Origin of the sequence: Stieleria magnilauensis, assembly GCA_007753675.1 — a bacterium.
GTDB lineage: Bacteria > Planctomycetota > Planctomycetia > Pirellulales > Pirellulaceae > Stieleria > Stieleria magnilauensis.
On record CP036432.1, the window covers coordinates 10,281,369 to 10,303,783 of the forward strand.

The 22,415-nt window shown below is 59.9% G+C and carries 13 protein-coding genes; 5 read left to right on the forward strand and 8 right to left on the reverse strand.

What is annotated here, in order from left to right:
* Positions 1-22: 22 nt before the first annotated feature.
* The 6 genes from TBK1r_RS36370 to TBK1r_RS36395 all read right to left on the reverse strand — a co-directional run bounded on the left by TBK1r_RS36370 (position 23) and on the right by TBK1r_RS36395 (position 10,151).
* Positions 23-1,333, reverse strand: a complete 1,311-nt coding sequence (locus TBK1r_RS36370; RefSeq protein ID WP_145221028.1) for an ABC transporter permease — start codon at positions 1,331-1,333, stop codon at positions 23-25.
* Positions 1,330-2,700, reverse strand: a complete 1,371-nt coding sequence (locus TBK1r_RS36375) for an efflux RND transporter periplasmic adaptor subunit (protein ID WP_145221031.1) — start codon at positions 2,698-2,700, stop codon at positions 1,330-1,332. The genes TBK1r_RS36370 and TBK1r_RS36375 overlap by 4 nt, the downstream gene beginning before the upstream one ends.
* The gene (locus TBK1r_RS36380; protein ID WP_145221034.1) at positions 2,693-4,207 is read right to left on the reverse strand and encodes an efflux RND transporter periplasmic adaptor subunit; all 1,515 of its coding nucleotides are present in this window, start codon (positions 4,205-4,207) and stop codon (positions 2,693-2,695) included. Before TBK1r_RS36380 ends, TBK1r_RS36375 begins: the two co-directional genes overlap by 8 nt.
* Positions 4,208-4,395: 188 nt before the next feature.
* Positions 4,396-7,056, reverse strand: a complete 2,661-nt coding sequence (locus tag TBK1r_RS39515; protein WP_473772477.1) for a TolC family protein — start codon at positions 7,054-7,056, stop codon at positions 4,396-4,398.
* Between the two features lie 309 nt (positions 7,057-7,365).
* A complete protein-coding gene (locus TBK1r_RS36390; protein ID WP_145221040.1) occupies positions 7,366-8,124 on the reverse strand; it encodes an NIPSNAP family protein in 759 nt (252 codons plus the stop codon).
* Positions 8,125-8,798: 674 nt separating this feature from the next.
* Complete coding sequence (locus tag TBK1r_RS36395) at positions 8,799-10,151, reverse strand: putative sugar nucleotidyl transferase (RefSeq protein WP_145221043.1); 1,353 nt, start codon at positions 10,149-10,151, stop codon at positions 8,799-8,801.
* 189 nt (positions 10,152-10,340) lie between these two features.
* Between TBK1r_RS36395 and TBK1r_RS36400 the strand changes: the two genes are divergently transcribed.
* The 3 genes from TBK1r_RS36400 (at position 10,341) to TBK1r_RS36410 (ending at position 13,769) form a co-directional block, all read left to right on the forward strand.
* The gene (locus TBK1r_RS36400) at positions 10,341-11,474 is read left to right on the forward strand and encodes a hypothetical protein (RefSeq protein ID WP_145221046.1); all 1,134 of its coding nucleotides are present in this window, start codon (positions 10,341-10,343) and stop codon (positions 11,472-11,474) included.
* Positions 11,475-11,787: 313 nt separating this feature from the next.
* A complete protein-coding gene (locus TBK1r_RS36405) occupies positions 11,788-12,984 on the forward strand; it encodes an amino acid aminotransferase (RefSeq protein WP_145221049.1) in 1,197 nt (398 codons plus the stop codon).
* Complete coding sequence (locus TBK1r_RS36410) at positions 12,981-13,769, forward strand: hydroxypyruvate isomerase family protein (protein WP_145221051.1); 789 nt, start codon at positions 12,981-12,983, stop codon at positions 13,767-13,769. Before TBK1r_RS36405 ends, TBK1r_RS36410 begins: the two co-directional genes overlap by 4 nt.
* 176 nt (positions 13,770-13,945) lie before the next feature.
* Here TBK1r_RS36410 and TBK1r_RS36415 read toward each other — a convergent pair whose 3' ends face one another.
* Entirely contained in the window at positions 13,946-14,194 is a 249-nt protein-coding gene (locus tag TBK1r_RS36415; RefSeq protein ID WP_145221053.1) for a hypothetical protein, read from the reverse strand.
* Positions 14,195-14,445: 251 nt separating this feature from the next.
* On the opposite strand from TBK1r_RS36415, the gene TBK1r_RS36420 reads away from it, so the two are divergent.
* Both TBK1r_RS36420 and TBK1r_RS36425 read left to right on the forward strand, forming a co-directional pair.
* Positions 14,446-15,486 (forward strand): ferrochelatase, encoded by a 1,041-nt coding sequence (locus TBK1r_RS36420; protein WP_145221056.1) that lies wholly within the window; start codon positions 14,446-14,448, stop codon positions 15,484-15,486.
* Positions 15,487-15,943: 457 nt separating this feature from the next.
* Positions 15,944-16,795 (forward strand): tetratricopeptide repeat protein, encoded by an 852-nt coding sequence (locus tag TBK1r_RS36425; RefSeq protein WP_145221058.1) that lies wholly within the window; start codon positions 15,944-15,946, stop codon positions 16,793-16,795.
* Between the two features lie 158 nt (positions 16,796-16,953).
* On the opposite strand, the gene TBK1r_RS36430 is transcribed toward TBK1r_RS36425, so the two are convergent.
* Complete coding sequence (locus tag TBK1r_RS36430) at positions 16,954-22,338, reverse strand: protein kinase domain-containing protein (RefSeq protein ID WP_145221061.1); 5,385 nt, start codon at positions 22,336-22,338, stop codon at positions 16,954-16,956.
* Positions 22,339-22,415: the final 77 nt, after the last annotated feature.

The window sequence follows — 22,415 nt, forward strand, 5'->3', positions numbered from 1 at the left end:
GGTCAAAAGCTGGGTGGGTTCGTCACTCATGTCGCAGAGCTTCGATTGGATTCATCATGGCGGCTCGGCGGGCGGGATAGAGCCCAAAAATCAGGCCGGTCCCCAGGGAGATGAACAACGACAACCCGATCGACCAGGGCGCGATCCGCGGCTCAAGCGTGTAAATGATCGGCGGCAAGGCGTCGGGAGAGATCGCGGTCACCGCAGCGCGGATGGCACGAAACAGTGGGCCGCACATCAGCCCACACAACACGCCCAGCAATCCGCCGGTGCCGGTCAGCACCAACGTCTCGGTCAAGAACTGTTGAATGATGTCCCGGCGTTTGGCGCCGATTGCCCGCCGAATTCCGATCTCGCGTGTCCGCTCAGTCACCGTGGCCAACATGATGTTCATGATACCGATGCCACCGACCAGCAGCGAGATTCCGGCGATGATCACCAGCAGGATATTGAACATCGCACGGGTCCGCGCGGCTTGCGCCAGTAGCTCTTTGGGGACGACCACGGCATAGTCTTCGGTCTTGTGAAACTTCTTGAGCAGCGATTCAATGATCGCCGCCGTTTCATCCACGTTGTCGACATCATCGACGCTGACCGTGATCTGACTCAGCTCGACGATCTCACCGGTAAACTGTTGCCCGGAGCTGCGGGTCAACACCCGATCGCCGATGCGATCACGAAACGTTTGCAACGGGATATAGGCGTCCAAGTTGTAATCGCGGGCATCCAAGCTTCCGCCGATCGCCGCCGACGCGGTTCGCGGTTTGGTTTGTCCGATGACGATGTAAAACTCGCTGCCGACCCAGATCGATTTGCCCAGCGGGTTTTGGTACCGAAACAATCGTGTCGCGGTCTGGTCGGCCAGCACGACGACTTTCTTGCCGCGATCACGCGGGGTCAACCACCGCCCCCGGGCGATTTCCAGTTGGTTCATCTGCAAGTGTTCTTCGCTACAGCCAACCAATTTGGCGTCGGCCGAACGGTTTTCCACTCGCAATTCCATCCTGGTCTCACGCATCGGAATCGCGTCACTGATCCCTGGAATGGTGGCGACGATTCGCTCGTGGTCTTTTCTCAGCAAGCCAAATTTCTTGACCCGGCTGTTCGCGTTGTCTTCGGACGAATTCGGTTCGACCGATCGGACGATGATGTTCTTGGCGCCCAGTTCCAAGATTTGTTCTTGGGCGCGATGGCTGACCCCTTCGCCCATCGCGACCAACCAGATCACCGTGGTGGTTCCGATGAAGATCCCCAGCGCCGCCAACCCGGCGCGCATTTTCTGCAGCAGCAGACTCTTCACGCCGGTCGAGATCGTGCGCAGCAGGGTGTTCATGGCTTCGTCTCGTCGATCGTGCTGAGCGCGGCCCGTTGAGCCTGGTCGACGAACGACAACGGGTTGAGCACGACTTCCTCGCCTTCGCGGAGTCCTTCTTCGACGATGATGAAGACATCGTTACTGTCACCGAGCGTGATCACACGATGCTGCGGTTTGCCGTCGACCATGACCCAGCACAGTGTTTCGGTCTCGGTCTCCAGAACGGCCGAGACGGGAACGGTCAGCACGTCTTGGTAGTCAGCCATCACGACTTCAACCTCCGCGCTCATGCCCGGCTTGAGCCCCGCGATCGATGGCAGCTGAATGATGCAGTCATATTTGACGATGTTACCGGTCCACCAACCCGTCGGCTGGGCCACCGAAGCGACCGAATAGACGGTCGCGTCCATTTCCAGATCAGGCAAACTCACGGTGGCATCCATGCCGGGCTCGATGCGGTCGACGACGGATTCGTGGACGCCGACTTTGACTTGCATTTTGGACAAGTTGGGCATCAGCATCAGGACCTGGTCTTTGTGCACCGTTGCGCCTTCGGCGATGTCTGGAGAATTTTTCCAAGCGGCCGCCGAAGGATAGATCACCAGACCACTTTTCTCCGCCTTGACGACACAGTGCTCGAATTCTTCGAGTGCTTGATCGCGACGCGTCGCATCCAGGACGGCACGCTCGACGTTGGCGGCGTGTGTCGCCTTGATCGAATTCAGATTGCCGTTGAGCGTTTCCAACTCCATCTGTTTGGTATACGTCTTCAGCACCTCGATGCGTGTCTTCGTGGCTTTTAAGTTCAGTTCCGCCTGGGTCAATGCAAACTCTTTTTGTTCGACATCCAATTCGCTCACGTAGCCTCGCTCGGACATGCGTTTGGAGTGCGACAACATGTTCTTGGCCGTACGCAGATTGGACTCGGCGACCGCCAGATCTTTCTCCAGCGTTAACAACTCCGACACATAGCGTCCCTCCAGGTACTCGTCGATCGCGAGTGTCGCGCGGGCCACCTCGGCTTTGGAGTATTCCGCACCGCTCTGTGACCAGTGGGCGTACTTGGTCCGTTCGTTGATGGCGTCTTCGATCTCCAGCGTGTCCAACCGCACCAGCACGTCGCCTTGCTTGACTTGCGTGCCGTTTTCGATCACCCAAATGACCGTGTTCTGTCCGCGCACCTTGCATTTGATCTCGGTGTTCTCGGAACTTTCCAGAACGCCTTGTTCGGTCACCGTGACTTTCATGCCCCCGCGGGACACGGTATGCGTCAGCTTGGGGCCGCTGTCCTGGGTCGACGACGTCGACAGCATCATGCTGCCGGCGGTGCCGAGGATGGCGAGAAACAGCACGGCAAAGATGCCGCGTGTGATCCACTTAGACATGCTGCTCTCCCTCGACGGTCATCCGCTCATCGTCGGGCTTCCTGTCGTCAAACTTTTGCCGCACCTCGCCCTGCGCTTCGTCGACGAATTGCAGCGGATTGAGCACCACTTCGTCGCCTTCTTTCAATCCCGATTCGACGATGATGAACACTTCATTGCTGTCGCCGAGCATCACCACGCGGCGTTGGAATCCGGTCGGTGTCTGGACCCAACACAAGGATTCGTCTTCGGTTTCGACCACCGCAGAAACGGGAACGGTCAGCACATCCTGGTGCGTCGCCATGATGACTTCGACTGCGGCCGTCATTCCCGGCTTGAGCCCGTTTACCGACGGCAGATCGACGATCGTGTCGTACTTGACGACGTTGCCTGTCCACCACCCGGCCGGCGCGGCAACCGTGGCGACCGATTTGACGGTCCCTTGGACAGACAGATCAGGCAGACTCACCGTCGCCGGCAACCCTTTCTCGATGCGATCGACCAGCGATTCGTGGATCGCGACCTTGACTTGCATTTGCGTCAGATCAGGCATCAACAACAACACCTGATCTTTGCGAACCGTCTTGCCCTCGGCGATGTCCGGCGTCTCTTTCCATTGTTCCGAAGAAGGATAAATGACCAATCCACTTCGCTCGGCAGTGATCACGCAACGGTCCAACTCACCAATGGCGCGGTCGCGGCGTCCTTCATCCATCGCCAACCCGGCTTCGTCGGCAAGCAGCTTGGACTTTTGTGCCCGGAGTTGGCCTCGAAGTGTTTCCAGCTGCATCTCCTTGGTGTACTTATCGAGCACCATGACCGCGGTTTCGCGAACCCCCAATTCCAACTCGGCCTGCTTGACCGTGAACCGGTTGCCTTCCACTTCCAACTCGCTGACGTAACCGCGTCGAAACATGTCTTCGCTGTGGCCGAGCATTTTCTGCGCGGTTTCCAAGTTGGACTGAGCGATTTTTAGTTGCTGTTGCAGCCCCTGTCGTTGCGTCTTGTAAGATCCTTCCAGATAGGCTTCGATCGCGATTTCGGCCTTGGCCACATCGGCCTTGGTCCGTTCATGGGTCGCTCGGGCCATGTGGGCGTCGGTCGTGTGTTTTCCGATCGCGTCCTCGATGCGTTTGGTATCCAAACGCACCAGTTCGTCACCCGGCTGGACAACGGTGCCGCCTTCGACGACCCAAATGATCGTGCTGAATCCCCGGATCTGGCATTTGATTTCTGTGTTGTTGCTGCTTTCAAGCGTCCCTTGCTCGGTCACCGAGACGACCAAGTCGCCGCGTGAGATGGTGTGGGTCAGGTGCGGGCCATTGACCGTCGCGAGAGGCAATCCCGGCAGAACCACCGTCCCACCGATCAGGATGCCCACGAAGGAGACGAGCAGAATGATCCGCAGCAGCCAGCGTTTTGGTCGCGTCGGCGTCGCCGCGGTGGTGCGCAACGATCCGGTCGCGTCGCCGTGACCCTGTTCGGGCGACGGCTCGCGTCTGGCGGGAGAGGAAGCGAGCGACATCATCGGGAGGATTCGGGTGCCGAAGGGAGACAAGCCCCGTTAGGCGGGCGGACAAAGCGGGAAAGTGGAATACATCGTAAACCGATCCCAGGCCCAATAAGACCAACTACGCAAAAGAAACGTGGACAAAAACCCGCCGGAATAGAGGAGCATCCGACCGGTCCCCGGCAGAGCGGGAGAGGCGTCGAGAGTCACTGATCCGCTTCGATCAGACCTTCGGCGGGAAGCTGTGCCGCATCGATCAGCGTCTGACCGATCGGTGGTGGCAACGGTTCCACGTCCGTCGCATCGAATTCCAGCGGGGAGACTTCGCCAGGCAGCGGCGTCTCGATTCTGCGGCCTTCCAGGTCAAGTTCCATCACGCCCAACTCGCGAGCGAGGCGTAACTTCGCCGCGTAGTAGCTCAGCCACGCCGTCAAGAATGAATCCTGAGTATCGCGCAGCGCGGACTGGGCGGACAACAAGTTGATCGCGGCGGTCGGTCCAAAGGGGGCCGAACGCTGGCCGGGTTGCGGCGGCGGAACGGGAGCGTAAAGCGCCGAGCCGGTCACGTCGACGCGTCGAATGGCGATCGCGACGGCACGGCGCTGGATCTCCAAGTTGGTCCTCAGTTGCTCGATCTCGCGGAGCAGCACACGTAACCCTAAATGCAACGAGTCGTGCGATTGAATCAACGCGCGGCGGCTGCGTTGGTAATTGATCAACGATTCACGATACTGATTGCGTTCGACCAGACGCGTCAATGGCGCATCGAACCGCAGGCCGACCGCGGCGCTGCCCGTCGAACCGCGAAAGCTGAGCGGATTGTTGCGATCGGTCTGGACCGAACCGCTGGCGCTGAAATCCAAAACCGACTGCAATGCGTCGGCAGCAATCTGGATCTGCCGCCAGTCGTCGACCAACGCCGCACGACCGTTCATGAAGTCCAATCGATTTTGAAGCGCGATCTGATACGCCTGCTCGGTCTGCAACGTGATCCGATCGACACTGACGGCCTCCAATCGGGCGCGTGCTTGGACCAGGATCGAGCCTTGGATCAGCCGCAGCATCTTGCGAAGCAGGATCACCGTGCGGTCGATGTCGCTGGTCACCTCGGCGGTCGGATTGACCAACTCGGCGATCGTTGCAGCACCGTCGGGTGCATCACTGCTTGGTGCAATACTGTCTGGTGCAATACTGTCTGGTGCAATACTGTCTGGCTCATCCACAACGGGCGCCACGTCATCTTCATCGGCATCCAGTCGGAGCGAGAATTCGTCGGGATCGGGAAGCCGCGGCAAACCTGCTTTCATCCGTTCCACTTCGATTTCGATGCGTTCCAACTGGATCAGTAGATCGGCGTAGCCGGTGTCCAGTTCGGTGATCTCGCGGGCGAAGGCTTCCTTGGCCGCGTCGTCCATCGCGCGCTGGCGTAGCGGAATCGAGTCTTTGGCCAACTTCAAATCGGTGGCCACGGTGACCAGGTTTTCGCGAAGGGGTTGGACAAGTTCATAGACGTCGCGACGGAGCGACTCGATGGCTTCCGGATCGGGGTTCTCGCCCAATTCGCTCGGACGCCGCTGGAATTCAGCGATCGTGTCTTGAATCGCAGTGGCCGCACGATCGACCAGTTGAAACTGATGGATCAGATCGTCATCCAATTCGACCGGCAAGTTGGGCGGCAGTCCGAGCGTGAAGGCTTTGTATTGGTCGAGTGATCTCAGGAAGTCGTTTCGGCTTTGTAACAAACTGGCCCGATCGCGTTCGACGTTCTGCCGGAATTGGTCGACTTGGACCAAATCGATCAGCCCCGCGACGAGCAACGCTTCCAACTGGGCGAGGGTACGAATTTGCAAATTCAAGTTGTCTTCGGCGTTGCGGATTTGTTGCAACTGTCGCAGCAAGCCGACGTAACCACCGAGCTGAGCCTGGCCGCCGAACACTTGCAGGCTGGTGCCGCGTCCGTTTCGCTGCGGACCGACGACGCCCAGTTCGCCGATGGCAACTTGCGTGTAAAAGCCTTGTCGAAATTGCGCATAAGATCGCAGGTTGGCCAACAACGTGCGTTCGACTTGCGTCAGGCCTTCGAGCCCGATGTCACGGCCCGCACCGCGCAACAGGGGCTGCAGAAAGGTGAAGTTCAACAGCGAGGCGGAAAGTCCCGCGTCCGGTCCGGTGAACTCAAACACGAAGGAGTTGGCAAAGCCGGCCAACAGGGTTCCCGCGGTCGCGAATTGGCGCCGCGCCTCCAACGCCCGCCGCTGGCCGGTCGTGCCGATCGCGAGCAGATTGCGTTGCGCGCCTGTTTGGGGTGGAGCGATCACCCATCGACTACCGTCGTGATTCAGTCGCGCGGGAATGATCGAGCCGTTGTGGCTGTAGCCGATGTCATAGCCGCCAAAGAATTGGGTGTCCAACTCGAATCGCTCGCGGGTGACGTCCAACGACGACAGATAGAGTGTTTCGAGCTGTGTTTGATGATTCGGCGAGTGCACGTAGGCCAGACGTAACGCGGAATCGATATCCAGCATCACTGAATCATCGTCAGCGAGTTCGACGTACTCGCCCAGCAACGCCTGCCAAGCCGGGTTTTCCAATCCGGCACGGATGCCGTTGTCGTACCAATGCCGCCAACCTTGCTTGCCGTCGACGCATCGCATGTACTGCCGCGAGGCGGGGTCGTCGACCGGGATCGGTGGACAGTCCGGGTCGTAGACGTCGGCGTAGCGGCTCCGCGGATCGGGCTCGATGCCATACTTGACCGTGCTCCAACGCGGGTCGCCGTTGCGTTGGGCGATCGCGTTGTACGCTTCCTGGTCAGCCGCCAAACGGTACTTGGAACGGCTACACCCGATGCTAAGACTGCTGAGCATGAGTATGCATGCTAGCAATCGAATCGAGGATCGGATCGTGTGTGCGCAAGAGGGATCTCGCATCATTGCCGCCCGTGTGACTCGTCCGGAGCCACCTCGCTCGAGTCAATGCCAACGCCACCGATATTACCAGGCTCCTCCTCAGTGGCTTATCGAAGCGTCGGCACGAGCATCTTGAACGGGTTTATCGCCAAAGACGTTAAATGCGGTGAAGTCTTCCACCGCGTCTCCATTTCCGCGGCGCGGATCACGGCAGCCAGCGGCCAGAACTGGTCCTGGCATGATCCGATTGTGCGTCGCGAGGCGGGGTCATTGGATCGGCGAGTAATCGGTCGCCTTCATGTAGATCGATTCGGGCTTTTTGGCCAAGCCACCGACACCGGATTCGCGGGCGGCTTTTTTCCAAGCCGGGTCCGATCCGAAGGCTTTCCAGGATTGCTTGGCCGCGTCCGCGCTTTCGTGCTCGATGATGTAGATCAACGTGTCGTTCGAATCCGGCTCATCGGTCGGATGCCAATAGGCGACGGACTTGATGCCATGCTTGGCAAATAGGTCGATGGTGTGATCTCGGAACCGGGCATCGAGTTTGCCGAGGGTGCCCTCGCGGGCCTTGTAGATCCGCAATTCAAAAACGTCGTCTTCATCGCCTTCGGCGTTTTCGTAGTTGGGCGAGTAGTCGGTCGCCTCCATGTAGATCGATTCGGGCGGCTCAGCCAATCGTCCGACGCCGGATGCTGCGGCGGCTTTCTTCCACTCTGGATCGGCGATGAACGCTTTCCAGGACTCGGCGGCGGCTTCACGACTGGCGTGCTTGATCACGTAGATCAGCGTGTCCTTGGAGGCCTCTTCGTCGGTGGGCACCCAGTAGCCGATCGATTCGATCCCGTGCTTCTTGAACAGCCGCATGGTGTGGTCGCGGAAGCGAGCGTTGAGCGCGTCGAGTTTGCCTTCGGCCGTCTTATAAATCCGCAATTCGTAAACGTCGGCCTGTGCGTCGGGTGTCGCGATCAGTGTGGAGGCAAGCCAACCGAACGCGACAACAACCATCAATTTTCGAGTGAACGTCATGCTGTGATCCAGGTGGGAGAGAGGGAAGCGACAGGGCATCAAGGATACCAAATCCACCCACCGAGGAAGCCGAGGGTCTGTCCCCATTCCCCCACCCGCGAGGAGAAAGACAGGCACGGGGTAAAAAATGGATTGGTCAAAAAATACGAGCACTCAGGTCAGTGGTTGTCTTGCAATCGGGACACCCCATTTTTTGATCCACCAATCTTTTGACCAAGCTCTTCCGGGGTCTGTCCCCGTCCGGATCATTCGTGGTCTGTCCCCGGTCAACGAAAGCTCACCTGGGGTCTGTCCCCGGTCACCTGGGGTCTGTCCCCGTTCGGCGCGGGGTCTGTCCCCGGTGGGTGGCGAGAATTGGGTGCGATCACTTTGAAGACTGCGGAGGTGTCTCATTGATGGCGCGTGACGGGGTCAGACCGCGGAAATTCGATGTTTTTCCAATTGGCATTCAGGCTGCACCCTGTCAAACACGCACGTACCCACATCTCGCCCCATTCACTGAGACCCGTTCACTGAGACCCCGATGCTGATTCGCTTGTTCGCCCTTCCGGCCGCCTTGCTCGCGCTGGCCCTTTATCTGGCAGCCTCCAATGCCCAGTCTCCGATCTGAGCCAAAGGCGTTCGCAGTCCTTCACAGCAAACCGACCGCATTCCTCATTGCTACGGCGTGCAGCTCAAAACCCGTCGTGGTCGGCGCGATCACGTTCGGCGATCGTCAACTTGTACATGTCCTGAATCAGCTGGATATCGCATTCCCGCTGCTCGACTTTTCGGCGCGAGAACATGCGTTGTTGGGTGTTGACCATGACTTCGGCCGGCAGCAACGACTGCTGCCCGAACAGCCGGGCATAATTGACAAAGCTGGGAACGTTCGACGTCGCGAACCCATACAACATGCTGCACACCCCGATGACCTTTCCGGTAAAGATGCTGGTGTTGATCGCCGTCTTGCTGTAGTCGCCCATGATGCAGCCGAGGAACTGCATGCCGGTGGCGATCTTTTCGTTCCCGTACTCGATATTAATTTTGCCGTACGTGTTCTTGAGGTCACTGTTGCAGGTCCCGGCGCCCAGGTTGATCCAGCTTCCTAAATAGCTGTGACCGAGAAACCCGTGGTGTTGTTTGTTTGTGTACGGCTCGATGACCGACGCTTCGACTTCACCACCGATTTTGACGGTGTGACCGAGCGAGACGCCATCCTTGAGCGCCGCGTGTTCGATGATGCGTGTCCCGCGTCCGGCGTAGACCGGTCCGGACAACAAACAGAAGGGACCGACTTTGACGTTCTCGTCCAACAGGATCGGCCCCTCGCTGGTATCGACGGCGGCATACTGTCCGATCGAGACGCCGTCGGCGACGAACACACCGTCGGCCGTTTCGGTGTATCCGCCGCGTGCCAGTCGCCACTGCATGGCCATCGGCATTTCCGTCATGTGCCAGGCGACGACTTCGTGGGGCCAACCGAACGCCGGCAGGTCGTCCGCGCTGATCGGAAGCGAGTCGGTGGGCAGATCAGCGGCGAGTTCCAACAAGGATTTGGCCACACCGTCATCACTGAGCTTCTCCAGGTCGCCGACCGCTTTGCGAGCCGCTTTCTGAAACGGCGAAGCGGGCTCCTCCACCTTGTCGGCCGGGCTCGGCGGCAGCGCATCGAGCCGCGACGATTCCTTTGCCGTCAGACGAGCGGCCAAGATCGCACCGGTTCGATCGCAGCGGACCACACCGGCAACGGTGGCCGCACAGAGTGACTTGAGGGCCGCCAGGGTGTCGACGCGCGGGACCAATCGCGCGTTGACCAACAGAATCTCTTCGCCCCGAACCGAATCCCGCGAGGGAGCGGAAAGATCGGATTCCAGCAATTGAATCGGCGCCAAGTAGTTGCGAATGGAAACGGTCAATTCGCCGGGCAACAGCTTCAACCAATCGACCAACTGATAGCTCGCACACGTGATCGCATAAGCGGGCCGCGCGAGGGTGATCGGCTGGAGCTGGCTGACGGATTCGTCTTCGAAACAGATCAGTTTCATGGCGTGGTTGCTTGGCAGTGCAAAGGTTCGGCGTAGCGTTCGGGTTGTAGCGGTCGCGCAGTGTACCCGAACCGTTGACGTCTTCCGATGAGGATTTGGACGGTCAACGCGGCGTGGAAGCCGGTATCGACATCGGGACGGGCTAGGGTTTCTTACCTTGCAAACAACTCGATGTGCTCTTGATTGCCGATGTGTCGACCCGATGCCCGTTTCTTTTGGCTCTTCACCCTCACGTTGACGGCGTTGATCACCGGCCGTGTCCAATCCCAAGCGCCGGCGTCGCCACAGACAGAACCGTCGGTTGAATTAGAAGCACTGGTCGCGGGATTGGCCGCCGATTCATTCTCCACACGTGGGCGATCGGAAACGCGACTACTCGCAATGGCGATTGGCAGCGAAGTGTTGGCAGAACACATCAAAGCCCTGCTTCGCGCCAATCCGTTCCCGCCCCCGGACTTGGAGCTTTATCTTTCCAAGCAACGTTTATTGAGTCGTCTGGAAATGCGGGAGCGCGAGATCCTGATGGAACGTTTTCTCTACGACGCGTCGTTCGACGGTCGCGAGCTGACCGGATGGGAACAGTTTCGTGATGCCGCCGGGGGTGGTCATGACGCACGATTGATGTTCGCCGCGGCCGTCCAAGATCGCCCGGGGATCGGGCGTTTGCTGGCAGGAGTCTCGACCAATGCGACTCGCTGGGCAGAGATCGAAACCCTTGATCGACACGACATTGCGTCGTGGTCGGTCGTGCTTTCGTTGGCGTCGGCTCGCAAGCTGAAGACGGCCGACGGGGCGACGCTACGACTGGTCGCCCACTTGAGCAATCCCGGCAGCGGCCCGGAGGCGCTGCGTGACCACGAGCGCCGCGTCCTGTCGCGATTGGTCAGCAGTTTCTTGACCGACGCGCCGATCGATTTGCGTGACCGGTTGGTGATCGGGTTGCGGTACGATTGCGGTCAGCTGGTCGAATCGGATTGCCGACGGGTGTTGAACGATCCGGCCGAATCGCCGTCGCGAATTGCGACCGCTCTGTTGGCCGCGTCGAAGCTGAATTTTGCGACAGCGGAAATCGACGCCTGGATCGCAAATTTTTCAGCCGACACGCGAATCAGCCACGTTTGGCGATCGATGGTACCGCCCAAGACGACTCATCGAACTCAGGTCCGCGACGTCGCACTGGCCCTGGCGCTGCATCGCGAGGGCATCGATCCGCGCACACGAGGTTTCGGTGCGTTGGTCGCCGATCCGATCCTGGTCTTTCGCCCCTACAGTTTGGGGTTCGAATCAGAATCAACGCGGCAGCGGGCCCACGCCAATCGCTAAAAAGTCCGCGAGCCAGAGTCACAGCAAGAGAGCTCTGTGCAAACACCGCACTCGGTTCACGTTGCACATCGGACGCCCGTGGTGCTGCTCAAGCTCCGCCGAGTGGGGGCCTCAACTGGTCGAGAAATCGTTGCGGCCGGTTTGCGCCGGCGAAACGTCTGCGGGAGAGGTAGCGTCGGCGACGGTCCTGAACCAAAAGGCCGCGTCCTGGGTCGGGGACAGGATAGCCGAATTGCCGCCGTTGGACTACGATTCGCGGGCATTGGCAACGTCCATTTCCACCCCAGGCCTAGCCCACGCGCGAGCCACCATCATGAGTCATCGTTTTTCCGTCATTCAAACCGCCCCCCCGGATGCGATTCTGGGACTCACCGAAGCTTTCAACGCGGACCCGAATCCAGGCAAGATGAACTTGTCGGTCGGGGTCTACAAGGACGAAAACGGGCAGACACCGATCTTGAAATCGGTCAAAGCGGCAGAGCAGAAGATCTTGGACAGCGAAGCGACCAAGGGCTATCTGTCGATCGATGGTTTGCCGGAGTACCGCGCCGATGTCCGCAATCTGGTCTTCGGGGAGACGTTGGCGGCCGATCGCGTGGCGGTGCTGCAAACGCCCGGCGGTACCGGGGCGTTGCGAGTCGCCGCGGATTTCATGCAGACCCAATTGCCAAAGGCCAGGATTTGGATGCCCAATCCCACGTGGGCCAATCATCCGGCGATTTTTTCCGCGGCGGGATTGCCGTCGGAAACGTATCGCTACCTGGGTGATGATCGCACGTCGCTGGATCTGGACGGCATGCTCGGTGCGCTCGACGACAACGCCAAACCCGGCGACGCGATCCTGCTGCACGGTTGTTGTCACAACCCGACCGGCATCGACCCGACGCCCGAGGATTGGAAACAGATCGCAGCGGTGATCGCAAAAAAGAATCTGTTGCCGCTGATCGATTTTGCCTACCAGGGTTTCGGCGACGGGATCGAGCAAGACGCCGTCGGTTTGCGAACAGTCCTGGAACATGTCGACGAAGCGATCGTCTGCACGTCGTTCTCCAAGAACTTTGGCTTGTACAGCGAGCGGGTCGGCGCGGTTTCGCTGGTCGCGGCCGATGCCCCACAGTGCGCCGCGGCACTCAGTCAGCTGAAGCGAGTGGTTCGCACCAATTACAGCAATCCGCCGCGACACGGTGGTGCGATCGTCGCCACGATTTTGGCCGACGAGCAGCTGACCGAACTGTGGAAGGAAGAACTGGAAACGATGCGTTTGCGGATCACCAAACTTCGAGAACAATTCGTTGAAACCATGAAGTCGACCGGCTCGGGCCACGACTTCTCGTTCTTGCTTCGTCAGAAAGGCATGTTCTCCTACAGCGGGCTCAGCCCCATGCAGGTCGACGAGCTGAAGAGCAAGCACGGCATCTACATCGTCGGCAGCGGTCGGATCAACGTTGCCGGCATGAGCGAAACCAAAATGAACTCCTTCTGCGAAGCGGTTGCTTCGGTCCTGTCATGAGCAGTCAACCCACACCCTCAAGCCTTCGTCCCTCGGTTTGCATCGACGCCGTTTTTGAAGGCGTTGCGCCGCGCGAGGCGATCGCCCGCGTCAAAGCGTGTGGCATCGACGCCTTTGAATTCTGGGGCTGGTGGGACAAAGATCTCGCGGAGATCGAAGATGCCGCGGCGGAACACCAAATGCAAATCGCCGCCTGTTGCACCAAGTTCATCAGCCTGGTCGACCCGGCCAGTCGGGCTGCCTATCTAGACGGACTCGGCGAATCGATCGAAGCGGCCAGGCGGCTCGGATGCCCAACCCTGATTTCCCAGGTCGGCGACTTCCGGCCCGACGCCGGCAACGAAGCACAACACGATTGCCTGGTCGACGGGCTGCGCGAAGCAGCACCGATGTTGGAGCAAGCCGGCGTCACGTTGGTCTTCGAACCGCTAAACGATCTGATCGACCACGTGGGTTATTACCTGGTGCGGAGCGAGCAAGCGTTTGCGATCGTCGACCAGGTCGCCAGCGAAAACGTCAAAGTCGTCTTCGACATCTATCACCAGCAGATCAGCGAAGGCAACGTGATCCGCAATGCGACCGCCAACATCGGTCGGATCGGTCATTTCCACGCCGCCGGAAACCCGGGCCGAAATGAACTGACGCGGGGCGAACTGAATTATGGCGAGATCTTTCGCGCCATCGGTGAAACGGATTACGACGGCTACGTCGGGCTGGAATACTGGCCGATCGGAGAGATCGAAGCCGGCTTGAAGGAAGCCACCCACCTGATGGCTGGGCGCTAACTACTGACAAGATATTTTCGCCCGTGTCGGAAACTTTTTGTGCAGACGAGATGATTTCCGCCGACTTCCGACCGGCTGCCCGCCGACGCTCGATTTTGCGAGAACTGTCGTAATTTGAGACGATCAGCCGGCGTAACACCCCAAATGGCGGCCTCGCTAAAGCGAGTGGCCAAGGATTAGGTTGCCGTGAACGAGCCCATCCCCGGAACCTTGGGGAACTTCGGGCTCCCCGATTTGCCGAAATTTCTCGGCCCGCGATAAAAGTTCTCTGGCGTGACAGAAACTCGACTCGCGTATCGCGACAGGTTTTTCATCAGCTTCATCTCTCTCAAATCGAGACGTTCATCACTGATTGCGACGCGGATGGACATCACCACCAACGCCAAACACAGCACAAATATCGAAGCGATCAAGACCCAAACCATGGTGGCACCTTCGTGGGATTCATTGTTCACGGACGCGAACGCGCAAGAGTGCATTTTTCATGCCAATTTCGATGTTGCAGCGGGGTGATGGGAACCGGTGCTCGCCGACGTTTCTTCTGGAGCGAATTTCTGCTGCGGCCGACGATCGGCCCGGTCAACGATGCGACGACCAAGCCCCCTCTGACATCTGGATTGACGATCGGGGAGAATGTCCCGCCGGTTTCCATTCGCTCCGTGAACTCACCCGATCGATGTCTGACCAAGACCTGCCCTACGATTCGTTCCTGTTGGTTTCCTTCGGCGGCCCGGAAGGCCCCGAGGACGTGATGCCGTTCTTGGAGAATGTGCTGCGAGGGAAAAACGTGCCACGCGAGCGGATGCTGGAGGTTGCCGAGCACTACAAGAGTTTTGGCGGCGTCAGCCCGATCAACGAACAGAACCGCCAGCTGCTGGCCGCGATCAAGACCGAGTTTGAATCCAACGGAATTGATTTGCCGGTTTACTGGGGCAATCGGAATTGGCATCCGCTGTTCCCGGACACCTTGCGGCAGATGAAGGAAGATGGGTGCAAACGGGCGATTGCGTTTTTCACCAGCATGTTCAGTTGCTACAGCGGTTGCCGTCAGTACCGCGAAAACATCATCGCCGCGCAAGAGGAGGTCGGCGAAGGAGCCCCGTTGGTCGAAAAAGTACGGATGGGGTTCAATCATCCGGACTTCATCGAAACGATGGCGAGCAGTGTCCGCCGATCGCTGGCCGAGCTTGAAACCGAGCCGGGGGCGGCGACGGTGTTGTTCACCGCCCACAGCATCCCGATGGGGATGGCGGACAACTGCGACTACGTCAAGCAACTGCATGAAGCGTCGCGATTGGTCGCCGAGGCGGTGGGGGTCGAGACGTGGCGGTTGGTGTACCAGAGCCGCAGCGGCCCACCGCAGCAGCCCTGGCTGGAGCCGGATGTGTGCGACACGATCGCCGAGATGGATGATGCGGAGAAACTGAATCAGCTGGTGATCGTCCCGATCGGCTTTGTCAGCGATCACATGGAAGTGTTGTACGATCTGGACGACGAAGCGGCGACGCTGTGCCGAGAGCGTGGCATCAAGATGGGCCGTGCCGCAACACCGGGCATCAGTGCTGGTTTTGTCAGCATGATTCGCAAACTGGTGGAAGAACGCATCGGGCTTCGCCAGCAGAAGGACGCGGCCGGAATGTTGGGTCCGTGGCACGATGTCTGCCCGTCCGATTGCTGCCTCTACACCCCACGGCGGCCCCCGTCGCGGGCCCGCTAGTGCACCGTCAACTTTTAGGATTTGGGGTGCCGCGGAACTAATGCCCACCGATGGCAGCGCGACCCCACGGATGACAGGCAACGCTGTGAAGCATCTTTTAGCGGTAGGGCGCGAGCCCTCCGGTGCTTCGGGAACGATGAGGGACCGGAGGGCTTGCGCCCTGCCGCTAACACTTCGTCAAACGCAGGGAATAAATGCTTCACAGCGTTGGATGACAGGGTGCAAAAAATCCGTGGGTTCGCGCTGCCATCGGTGGGCCCAAATACCGTTTCCGAGACGCTCTTGACTCGATCTGCACCGATTGCGTATCGCGTCGGGGATGATTGTCACTTGCGTTCGTCCCCTCGCCCGTTGTGCCTTCCTGGTTGCGTGTTTCACGTCCCTGGGTGGCTGTCGCATGGGCGCTCCGATTCACGTTTGGTCGCCACCAACGCTGCGTTCCACGGTGGGTCATTCGGTGATGGTTCCCAAGATCGTCGGTCCCCGGGAACTGGCCACGCCGATTCATGAAAAACTGCTGCAGGCCGCTCCCGCCGACGCCGGTCGTTCCACCCGCTTGGTTTCCGCCGAATCGATCAACGAATCGACGCCGGGCTTTGATCAAGGCGTCTCGCTGGTGTCTTACAACGCCGACGACGAAAGTGATTTGGCGCTGGCCAAAAAGGCTCAACAAGGACACATCGACTTCATCTTGCGCGGCGAGATTCTGCCGGATCGGCGTCCCCGATCCATCACCGAAGCGGGCAACCGGCTGACCGTTTCTTGGCGTTTAACGCCGGTCAGCGCGGACGTCCAAACACAGACCGAAGGTCGGCCCTTGGGCAAACCGGTCGTGGTGGAATTGGAATCCGCGCTCAAACGCTACCCCGATTTAGCGTTGGCCGTCGACAAGGATGCGGCATTGCAATCGGCGCTCGTTCGCGAGACCTTGCCGCTGATCACACCGTCGGTCGTGCGGGAACGTGTGCAGTTGGAAATCCCCTACTTGCTGCCCGGCACGCAAGCCATTCGTCGCGGCAATGCCTTGGCAGTCGCCGGGCGATGGGGTGAGGCGGAAGCGATCTGGCAAGAGGTTCAGCAGCGATATCCGTTTTCATCCGTCGCGGTGCACAATTTGGCGATCGCGGCGGTGGCCAAACAAGAGTTTGGACAAGCCAGGTCGTTGGCCAGTCAAGCTGTCCGGATGAAGCCGACCAAGCTGCACCAGCAAACCTTGGTCTGGGTCGAGCGAGCGCAGCGTGCCTACCACGAGGCCTTCGAGTTGCCGGATCCGCCGGAAGGCTGGTCGGTCACGCGGACAACACGTTGAGCTTGGCTACATCGATGAGGGGCCTCTCGCGCCAACGCGAACCGGCTGATCTCAAACGAATCTCAGCCGTTTGGCGCGAGCCTACGGGCCCTCACCTTAGGAACCCAAGCTTGACTTAGCGGTATTGGGCTTCCATCGACAGGCCGTCACGCGGCCGGTCACTCAAGCGCCGGCCGGATCGTTCTGGCGATTCGAAATCCCATGTAGACCCAACGTGAATCGGCGCCGTGAAGATTGCGTTGGGAGGCGCGTGCGTCACCGGGCTGGTACAGCATCGCGCCGCCGCGCGTGATCATCCGGGTGCGCCCTTCGACGTCGAACCATTCATTGCCGGGATCAGTCGCCGGTGCAAGCGATTGCCGCGGGTACGCGAGACTTTGGGAGTGGCACCATTCCATCACGTTGCCCAACATGTCGAACTGTCCGTAGTCGTTGGGTAACAAGCGGGCAACGGGCTGGGTTCGGAACTTGGAATTGCTGACCGTCCAGGCATGGTCATCGAGTCGTTTCGGGTCAAAGCCGAACCAGCGGTTGCGATCCACGCCGCCGCGGCAGGCATATTCCCATTCCGCTTCGGTTGCCAACCGATAACCGATTCGATCCACCGATCCTGCCGAGACGACCATGCCCTGCTTGATCGCATCGATTTCGGGATAACACATCTCGTCTTCGGGAATGCCTTCTTGCTCGCTCAACCAGCGACAATATCTTGCCGCGTCATACCAGGTCAAATTGATCGCGGGGCTGTCCATCGATCGGGCATAGTCTTCGGGATAGTCGAAATCGCTGCGAAACGCCAGGAACTGCTCGACGGTCACTTCGGTAGCCCCGATCGCGTAGTCATGGTCGATCACAAACGCCGTCCGCGGCTCTTTCTGTCCGTCACGCCCCGGTTCATTGCCGTACGAACCGAGCCAAACGGTTGCTTCGGGCCGAACGACCACCATCCGCTGTCCCGAGACGGCCAGGAACTCACGATCGGGATCACTCGGCGGCGGCAAGGGCAGATCCAGATTCCAAGCGACGGCCAGCGCGAGTGAAGCGGACCGAATGCCCGGGTCGGTCGTTCGCCGAAGCGGATCACGCCAAACCTCCGTGACCGACGACCGTTGTTGCGGACTGACTTGGTCGACCGGAATCAGCTTCAACGCCATCAGGCAACTGCGGACCCTCGTCGCGTCTTGCGGGGCTTGGTCATCTTGCGAGTTTTGAATCTGGTCGAACAACCACTCGGGAGGCAACATAAACTCGCCGAATCCAGCGATGACGGCGCCGCGCGTCTCTTCGCCCCAATGGCCGGCGAGCGCGGCTTTCACATTCTGGTCTTGCTGCAGTCGCAACTGCGCCAGTGCCAGATTGCAGCGAACTCGGGCGGAGGCGACCTGGGCATCGATCTCCGGCAGCCCGCGCCACCAGACCGAGTGAAATCGAAACGTCCGATCGTCGTCAAAGGCGGCCGCATCGAGCGAAACGGGAAAGTACCCCTCGGCCATCAGCTTTCCCGCCGCACGCAGGTGATCGAGTCGTCCTTGGTGTTCCAGCAACTTCGCCTCCACGGGAAGATCATGCCACCAGACCGGAGTGACCGTCCCATCGCGTCGACCGTCGATCGCCAAGCTGGATCCCGCCACAAGCACTGGCGAGGATCGATTCCATTGGATGATCTGGCGACACTCGTCGGCCGACTGGTTCCAGGCGTCGGCGTATCGAATCCCGCGAGTCGTTTGCCAGCGAATGGACGTGAATTGCTCGGGCAGATCCGATTGCCGGACCGAAAGATTGAATCGCGGCAGTGACAGGCCCCGTTGCAGCATCGGCTGCCATCCGTCGCTCTGGTGATGGTTCCCCGGCACCTCGAGATACAGGTCAGCGGCGGTCACGCCGTTGTTCTGCGGCGGGCGAATCCAGCTGACGAAATAGCGCAGGGTTTCATCTTCGTCGGCGTAGCCGCTGATACTATCGGGAAGAAAGCCTTCGTCACGATGGTCGCGATTGAGGGCGCGCACCTGATCGGCCGAGAGATCCAACGCATACTTCGACTCCAACGAGTCTCTCGTGAACAGGACAAAACAATAGCGCTGTGCGTCGTGACGATAGACGGCAAGATGTCCGATTCGATAGCCGCTGTCGGCGAGTTCGGTGGCGAGTCCGGCCAGACCATCGCGAGGGACCTGGTGGGCCACGATCGCGTGCGGGCCGATCACCGATTGAAAGGAGTCCAGCTGAACCAAGAGGGCGTCGTCGATTGCCGGGTTGGGTGTCAAATCGACTCGATCACGATCACCGGCGACCCACCAGGGCGACCCCCAGGGACGAGTGACATCGATCACCGCGGTCTCGGCCTGACTGATCTGATCCCACTGCCGCCGCAGCGCATCACGTGCCCGATCCGGATCCGCTTCCATCGTTTCCAACAGCAAGTTGAATTCGGAGGCGTGGGCGGAGCGGACGAGGTCGGCGAGCAAGTGGAAATCCGTTTCGGCGAACTGACGCACCAAATTGACGGCGGTCAACGAAGGCTGCTCCCGCTGCGGATCGGACAAGTGTTTGGCAAGCCGCGGCAGCAACGTCTCCGCCAGCGGGGAAAACCCCAGCCCCCAGTTCTTCGACCAGACCGGATTTTCGGCCAGCAGCAACTGCACCAAAACCGCTTGATCGTCCGGATCATCGAAGCCACCGATGCTGCCGGGGTCGTTGGCGATCAGACAGGCCGCGCGAAGCAATTCCCCGCGCGTCGCGGTCTGGTCTCGCCACAGGCCGACCGCCAGCTCGTTGGTGGAGTTCATCAAGGGGACGATGTTCCGCGCGATCTGGACGACCTCGTCGACCGGCGCGGTCAGCGCGTGCCTGGTCAATGTTTCTGCCGCGACGACGTCTCGGTCTGCATTGACCAGGGCCGCGCGGACACGAACCGATGGCCTGGAATTTGGATCGGCAACGAGTGTCGACGCCTGGGCTCGAATCCATGCATCTTCGCGCAGCGTTGTGGCCAACGGGATCGCTTCGGAAAGCTCGGCGTCGACCAGGCGGGTCAGCGCCGCTTGACTGTCCCGCTGTCGAATTTGGTTGAACACGAACGCGTAGCCGCCCCAGCTGACGGCCAACAACAATCCGACGACCAGCAACCACGCCCCGAGCCGACCGAGATGGCGCTGTCGGGCGGCGTTCATCATCCTCAACTGCGGTCCGGTATAGGTCGATGGCGGGATGTGTCGACGAACGGCAAGGTATTCGCTGAGCGTCGGCAGCGCTTGGGGCAGCGGACGAGCACGGTACAGTTCGGTGAATTCATCCAGCCGCAATCGCGCCTTGCCGGCTTTGGTGGTGCGGTTTCGCAATTCGGCCCAGTGACGGATGGGCGCAATCAAGAAATCATGCGTCAGCTGATAGCCGGTCGTGCCGATCTGGCTAGTCGACGATTCGCTGCTAAAGCTGTCTTCTTCGGTCCGGTCGGTCGGGGTGATCAGATGCAGCTCACCATCGAGCACAGCGATCAGTCGACGGAACGCGGCTTTATCGCGGTAGCCGGTCGCTTCCATCAGTTCCTGCTCGCTCCGCACGGCGCCTTTGATACTCGACCCCGATTCGGGCAACAGGGCGCGGAGAACATGCTCGGCGCCTTCGGCGAACAACCGGATCCGCCGCGGCGAACGCTCATTGTCGAAGGTCTCGTCCAGGAACCGGACCCCGATCCCGGTGCCGCCGTCTTTGAACAGCGACGAGCTGGTTTCCCAGTTGCGATGTTTGAGCATTTCGGTCAGCAGCGCCAACTGGACACAGATCACTCGACCGTCGCTGGCCAGGTAACGGATCGCCGAATCCAGGAATTGATTTTGGCGTGGACTGAAATGAGTCTGTGAATCAGGTAATCGCTCGTGCGCGGCGCCGAACAGCGCCAGCACATGACGGGCGTGACGGGTATCAAACAGATCCAACAGCGTCGCGTTTTCGTTCTCGGCGATCGGCAGATCGATCGCTTGCATCAATCGTGAAATGCCGAGCCAAAAGTCGTCGCGCACCATCAAGATGCATTGCACCTGTACGCCATCGCACTGTCGCAGCGCGGCGGTCAACGATTCGCGTTCGATGTCGGGATGGGAGAACAGCCACTGTTCGAACTGATCGATGAAGATCACGACCTTGGGTTGATTGCCGCGGCGGAGAGCGGCAATCAGGTCCGCCAGATCCGTGACCGATCCAAAACGGGCATCGCCGAACTTCGATCGGATCGCACCGGCGAGGGCCGACTCGGTTGATTCGGGAGTCGCTTGCAGATAAATGCTCGTGCACGGACTGCCCAATCGCGGCATGATACCGGCCCGGACCAGCGACGTTTTTCCGCACCCGCTGGGTCCATAGATCAGTCCGACCGGGACGGCTCTGGACGCATCGTTCGACTCGATCCGCGCCAACCAAAATCGGACAATGTCCGGCAAGCCGTCGCGGTCATAGGGTCCGGGCAACAATTCCAAGTAGTGCTCGGCATCTCGCAAATCAAACGGGCGAAGTCCTTTGGGCAGGGTGCGGCGCTGGCGGTGGCTGTCTGCCTGAGTTGCGCCCGGACCAAACGCCGACGGAGCCGACGCGATAGACGTGGACGACTCGCCGTCGATCGATTCGACAAAGTGCGCCAAGTCATCGACCAACAGTTCACAACTGGCGTAGCGGTCGTGAACGGACTTCGAAAGCGACTTGAGACAGATCCGCGCGAGTTCCGCCGGCACCTCGGGCTCGATTTCACGAGGGTCGACCGGATCGTGATAGATGATCTCTTGGAACAGGCTGTCGCGGTCTTCGCCTTTGAACGGTTTGCTGTCGGTCAGCGATTGATACAACACCGTGCCGAGGGAAAAAATATCCGAGCGCCCGTCGACCCGGTGGCCTTCACCCCGCGCCTGTTCCGGACTCATGTAGGCCGGCGTTCCGACGTAGGCGCTGCGGCCTTCACGCTCGACGTCGCGCAATGCTAAACCGAAATCGACGACATACGGACAATCCTCTTCGTCGATCAGAATATTGCCCGGTTTGATGTCGCGATGGACGATGCCGCGGGAATGGGCGTAGGCAAGCGCGTCGGCGACGTAGCGAAGGACGTCGGCAAGCTGTCGATAGGAGGGACGTTTTCGCCGAAGCCACTGGCCGAAGGGACAACCGTGGATCAGTTTGGTGACCAGATAACAGGCGACCTGTTGCGTCGCGGCGGCCCGATACACGGGCACGATATGGGGATGGTCCAAGCTGGCCATCGCGCGGGCTTCACGCAGATACGCCGCGGCGAGATCGGATTGATTGACCAGGCGTTGATGCGGGACCTTGAGCGCGACCTCACGTTGCAGCAAGCCGTCATAGGCGCGATAGACCGTTCCGAAACCACCCTTGCCCAGAAACCCCAAGACGGAAAACTCTTCGATCTTTGTCAGTTCCTCTTCGGAAGCATGTTGCCGGGCCGATTCCAAAGAGTAGTCGCCGGTGGCGACCTGATCGTCGAGTCTGGAAGGGGTTTGAGACGCGTTGGTCGGCTGGGTGATGTCGTCTTCGCTCATCGATGCGCCATGGTGTTGCCGTCTGCAGTGCTCTGGCCAGAGCGCTCGCGTCCGTCCGCGGCTGGTGCGGCGCAGGA

Bases quoted from the DNA above. Each gene is read 5' to 3' on its own strand.
- TBK1r_RS36410 (WP_145221051.1), top strand. From the start codon at position 12,981: ATGAGCAGTCAACCCACACCCTCAAGCCTTCGTCCCTCGGTTTGCATC.
- TBK1r_RS36370 (WP_145221028.1), bottom strand. From the start codon at position 1,333: ATGAACACCCTGCTGCGCACGATCTCGACCGGCGTGAAGAGTCTGCTG.
- TBK1r_RS36390 (WP_145221040.1), bottom strand. From the start codon at position 8,124: ATGACGTTCACTCGAAAATTGATGGTTGTTGTCGCGTTCGGTTGGCTT.
- TBK1r_RS36375 (WP_145221031.1), bottom strand. From the start codon at position 2,700: ATGTCTAAGTGGATCACACGCGGCATCTTTGCCGTGCTGTTTCTCGCC.
- TBK1r_RS36405 (WP_145221049.1), top strand. From the start codon at position 11,788: ATGAGTCATCGTTTTTCCGTCATTCAAACCGCCCCCCCGGATGCGATT.
- TBK1r_RS36420 (WP_145221056.1), top strand. From the start codon at position 14,446: ATGTCTGACCAAGACCTGCCCTACGATTCGTTCCTGTTGGTTTCCTTC.
- TBK1r_RS36415 (WP_145221053.1), bottom strand. From the start codon at position 14,194: ATGGTTTGGGTCTTGATCGCTTCGATATTTGTGCTGTGTTTGGCGTTG.
- TBK1r_RS36400 (WP_145221046.1), top strand. From the start codon at position 10,341: ATGTGTCGACCCGATGCCCGTTTCTTTTGGCTCTTCACCCTCACGTTG.
- TBK1r_RS36380 (WP_145221034.1), bottom strand. From the start codon at position 4,207: ATGATGTCGCTCGCTTCCTCTCCCGCCAGACGCGAGCCGTCGCCCGAA.
- TBK1r_RS39515 (WP_473772477.1), bottom strand. From the start codon at position 7,056: ATGCTCAGCAGTCTTAGCATCGGGTGTAGCCGTTCCAAGTACCGTTTG.
- TBK1r_RS36395 (WP_145221043.1), bottom strand. From the start codon at position 10,151: ATGAAACTGATCTGTTTCGAAGACGAATCCGTCAGCCAGCTCCAGCCG.
- TBK1r_RS36430 (WP_145221061.1), bottom strand. From the start codon at position 22,338: ATGAGCGAAGACGACATCACCCAGCCGACCAACGCGTCTCAAACCCCT.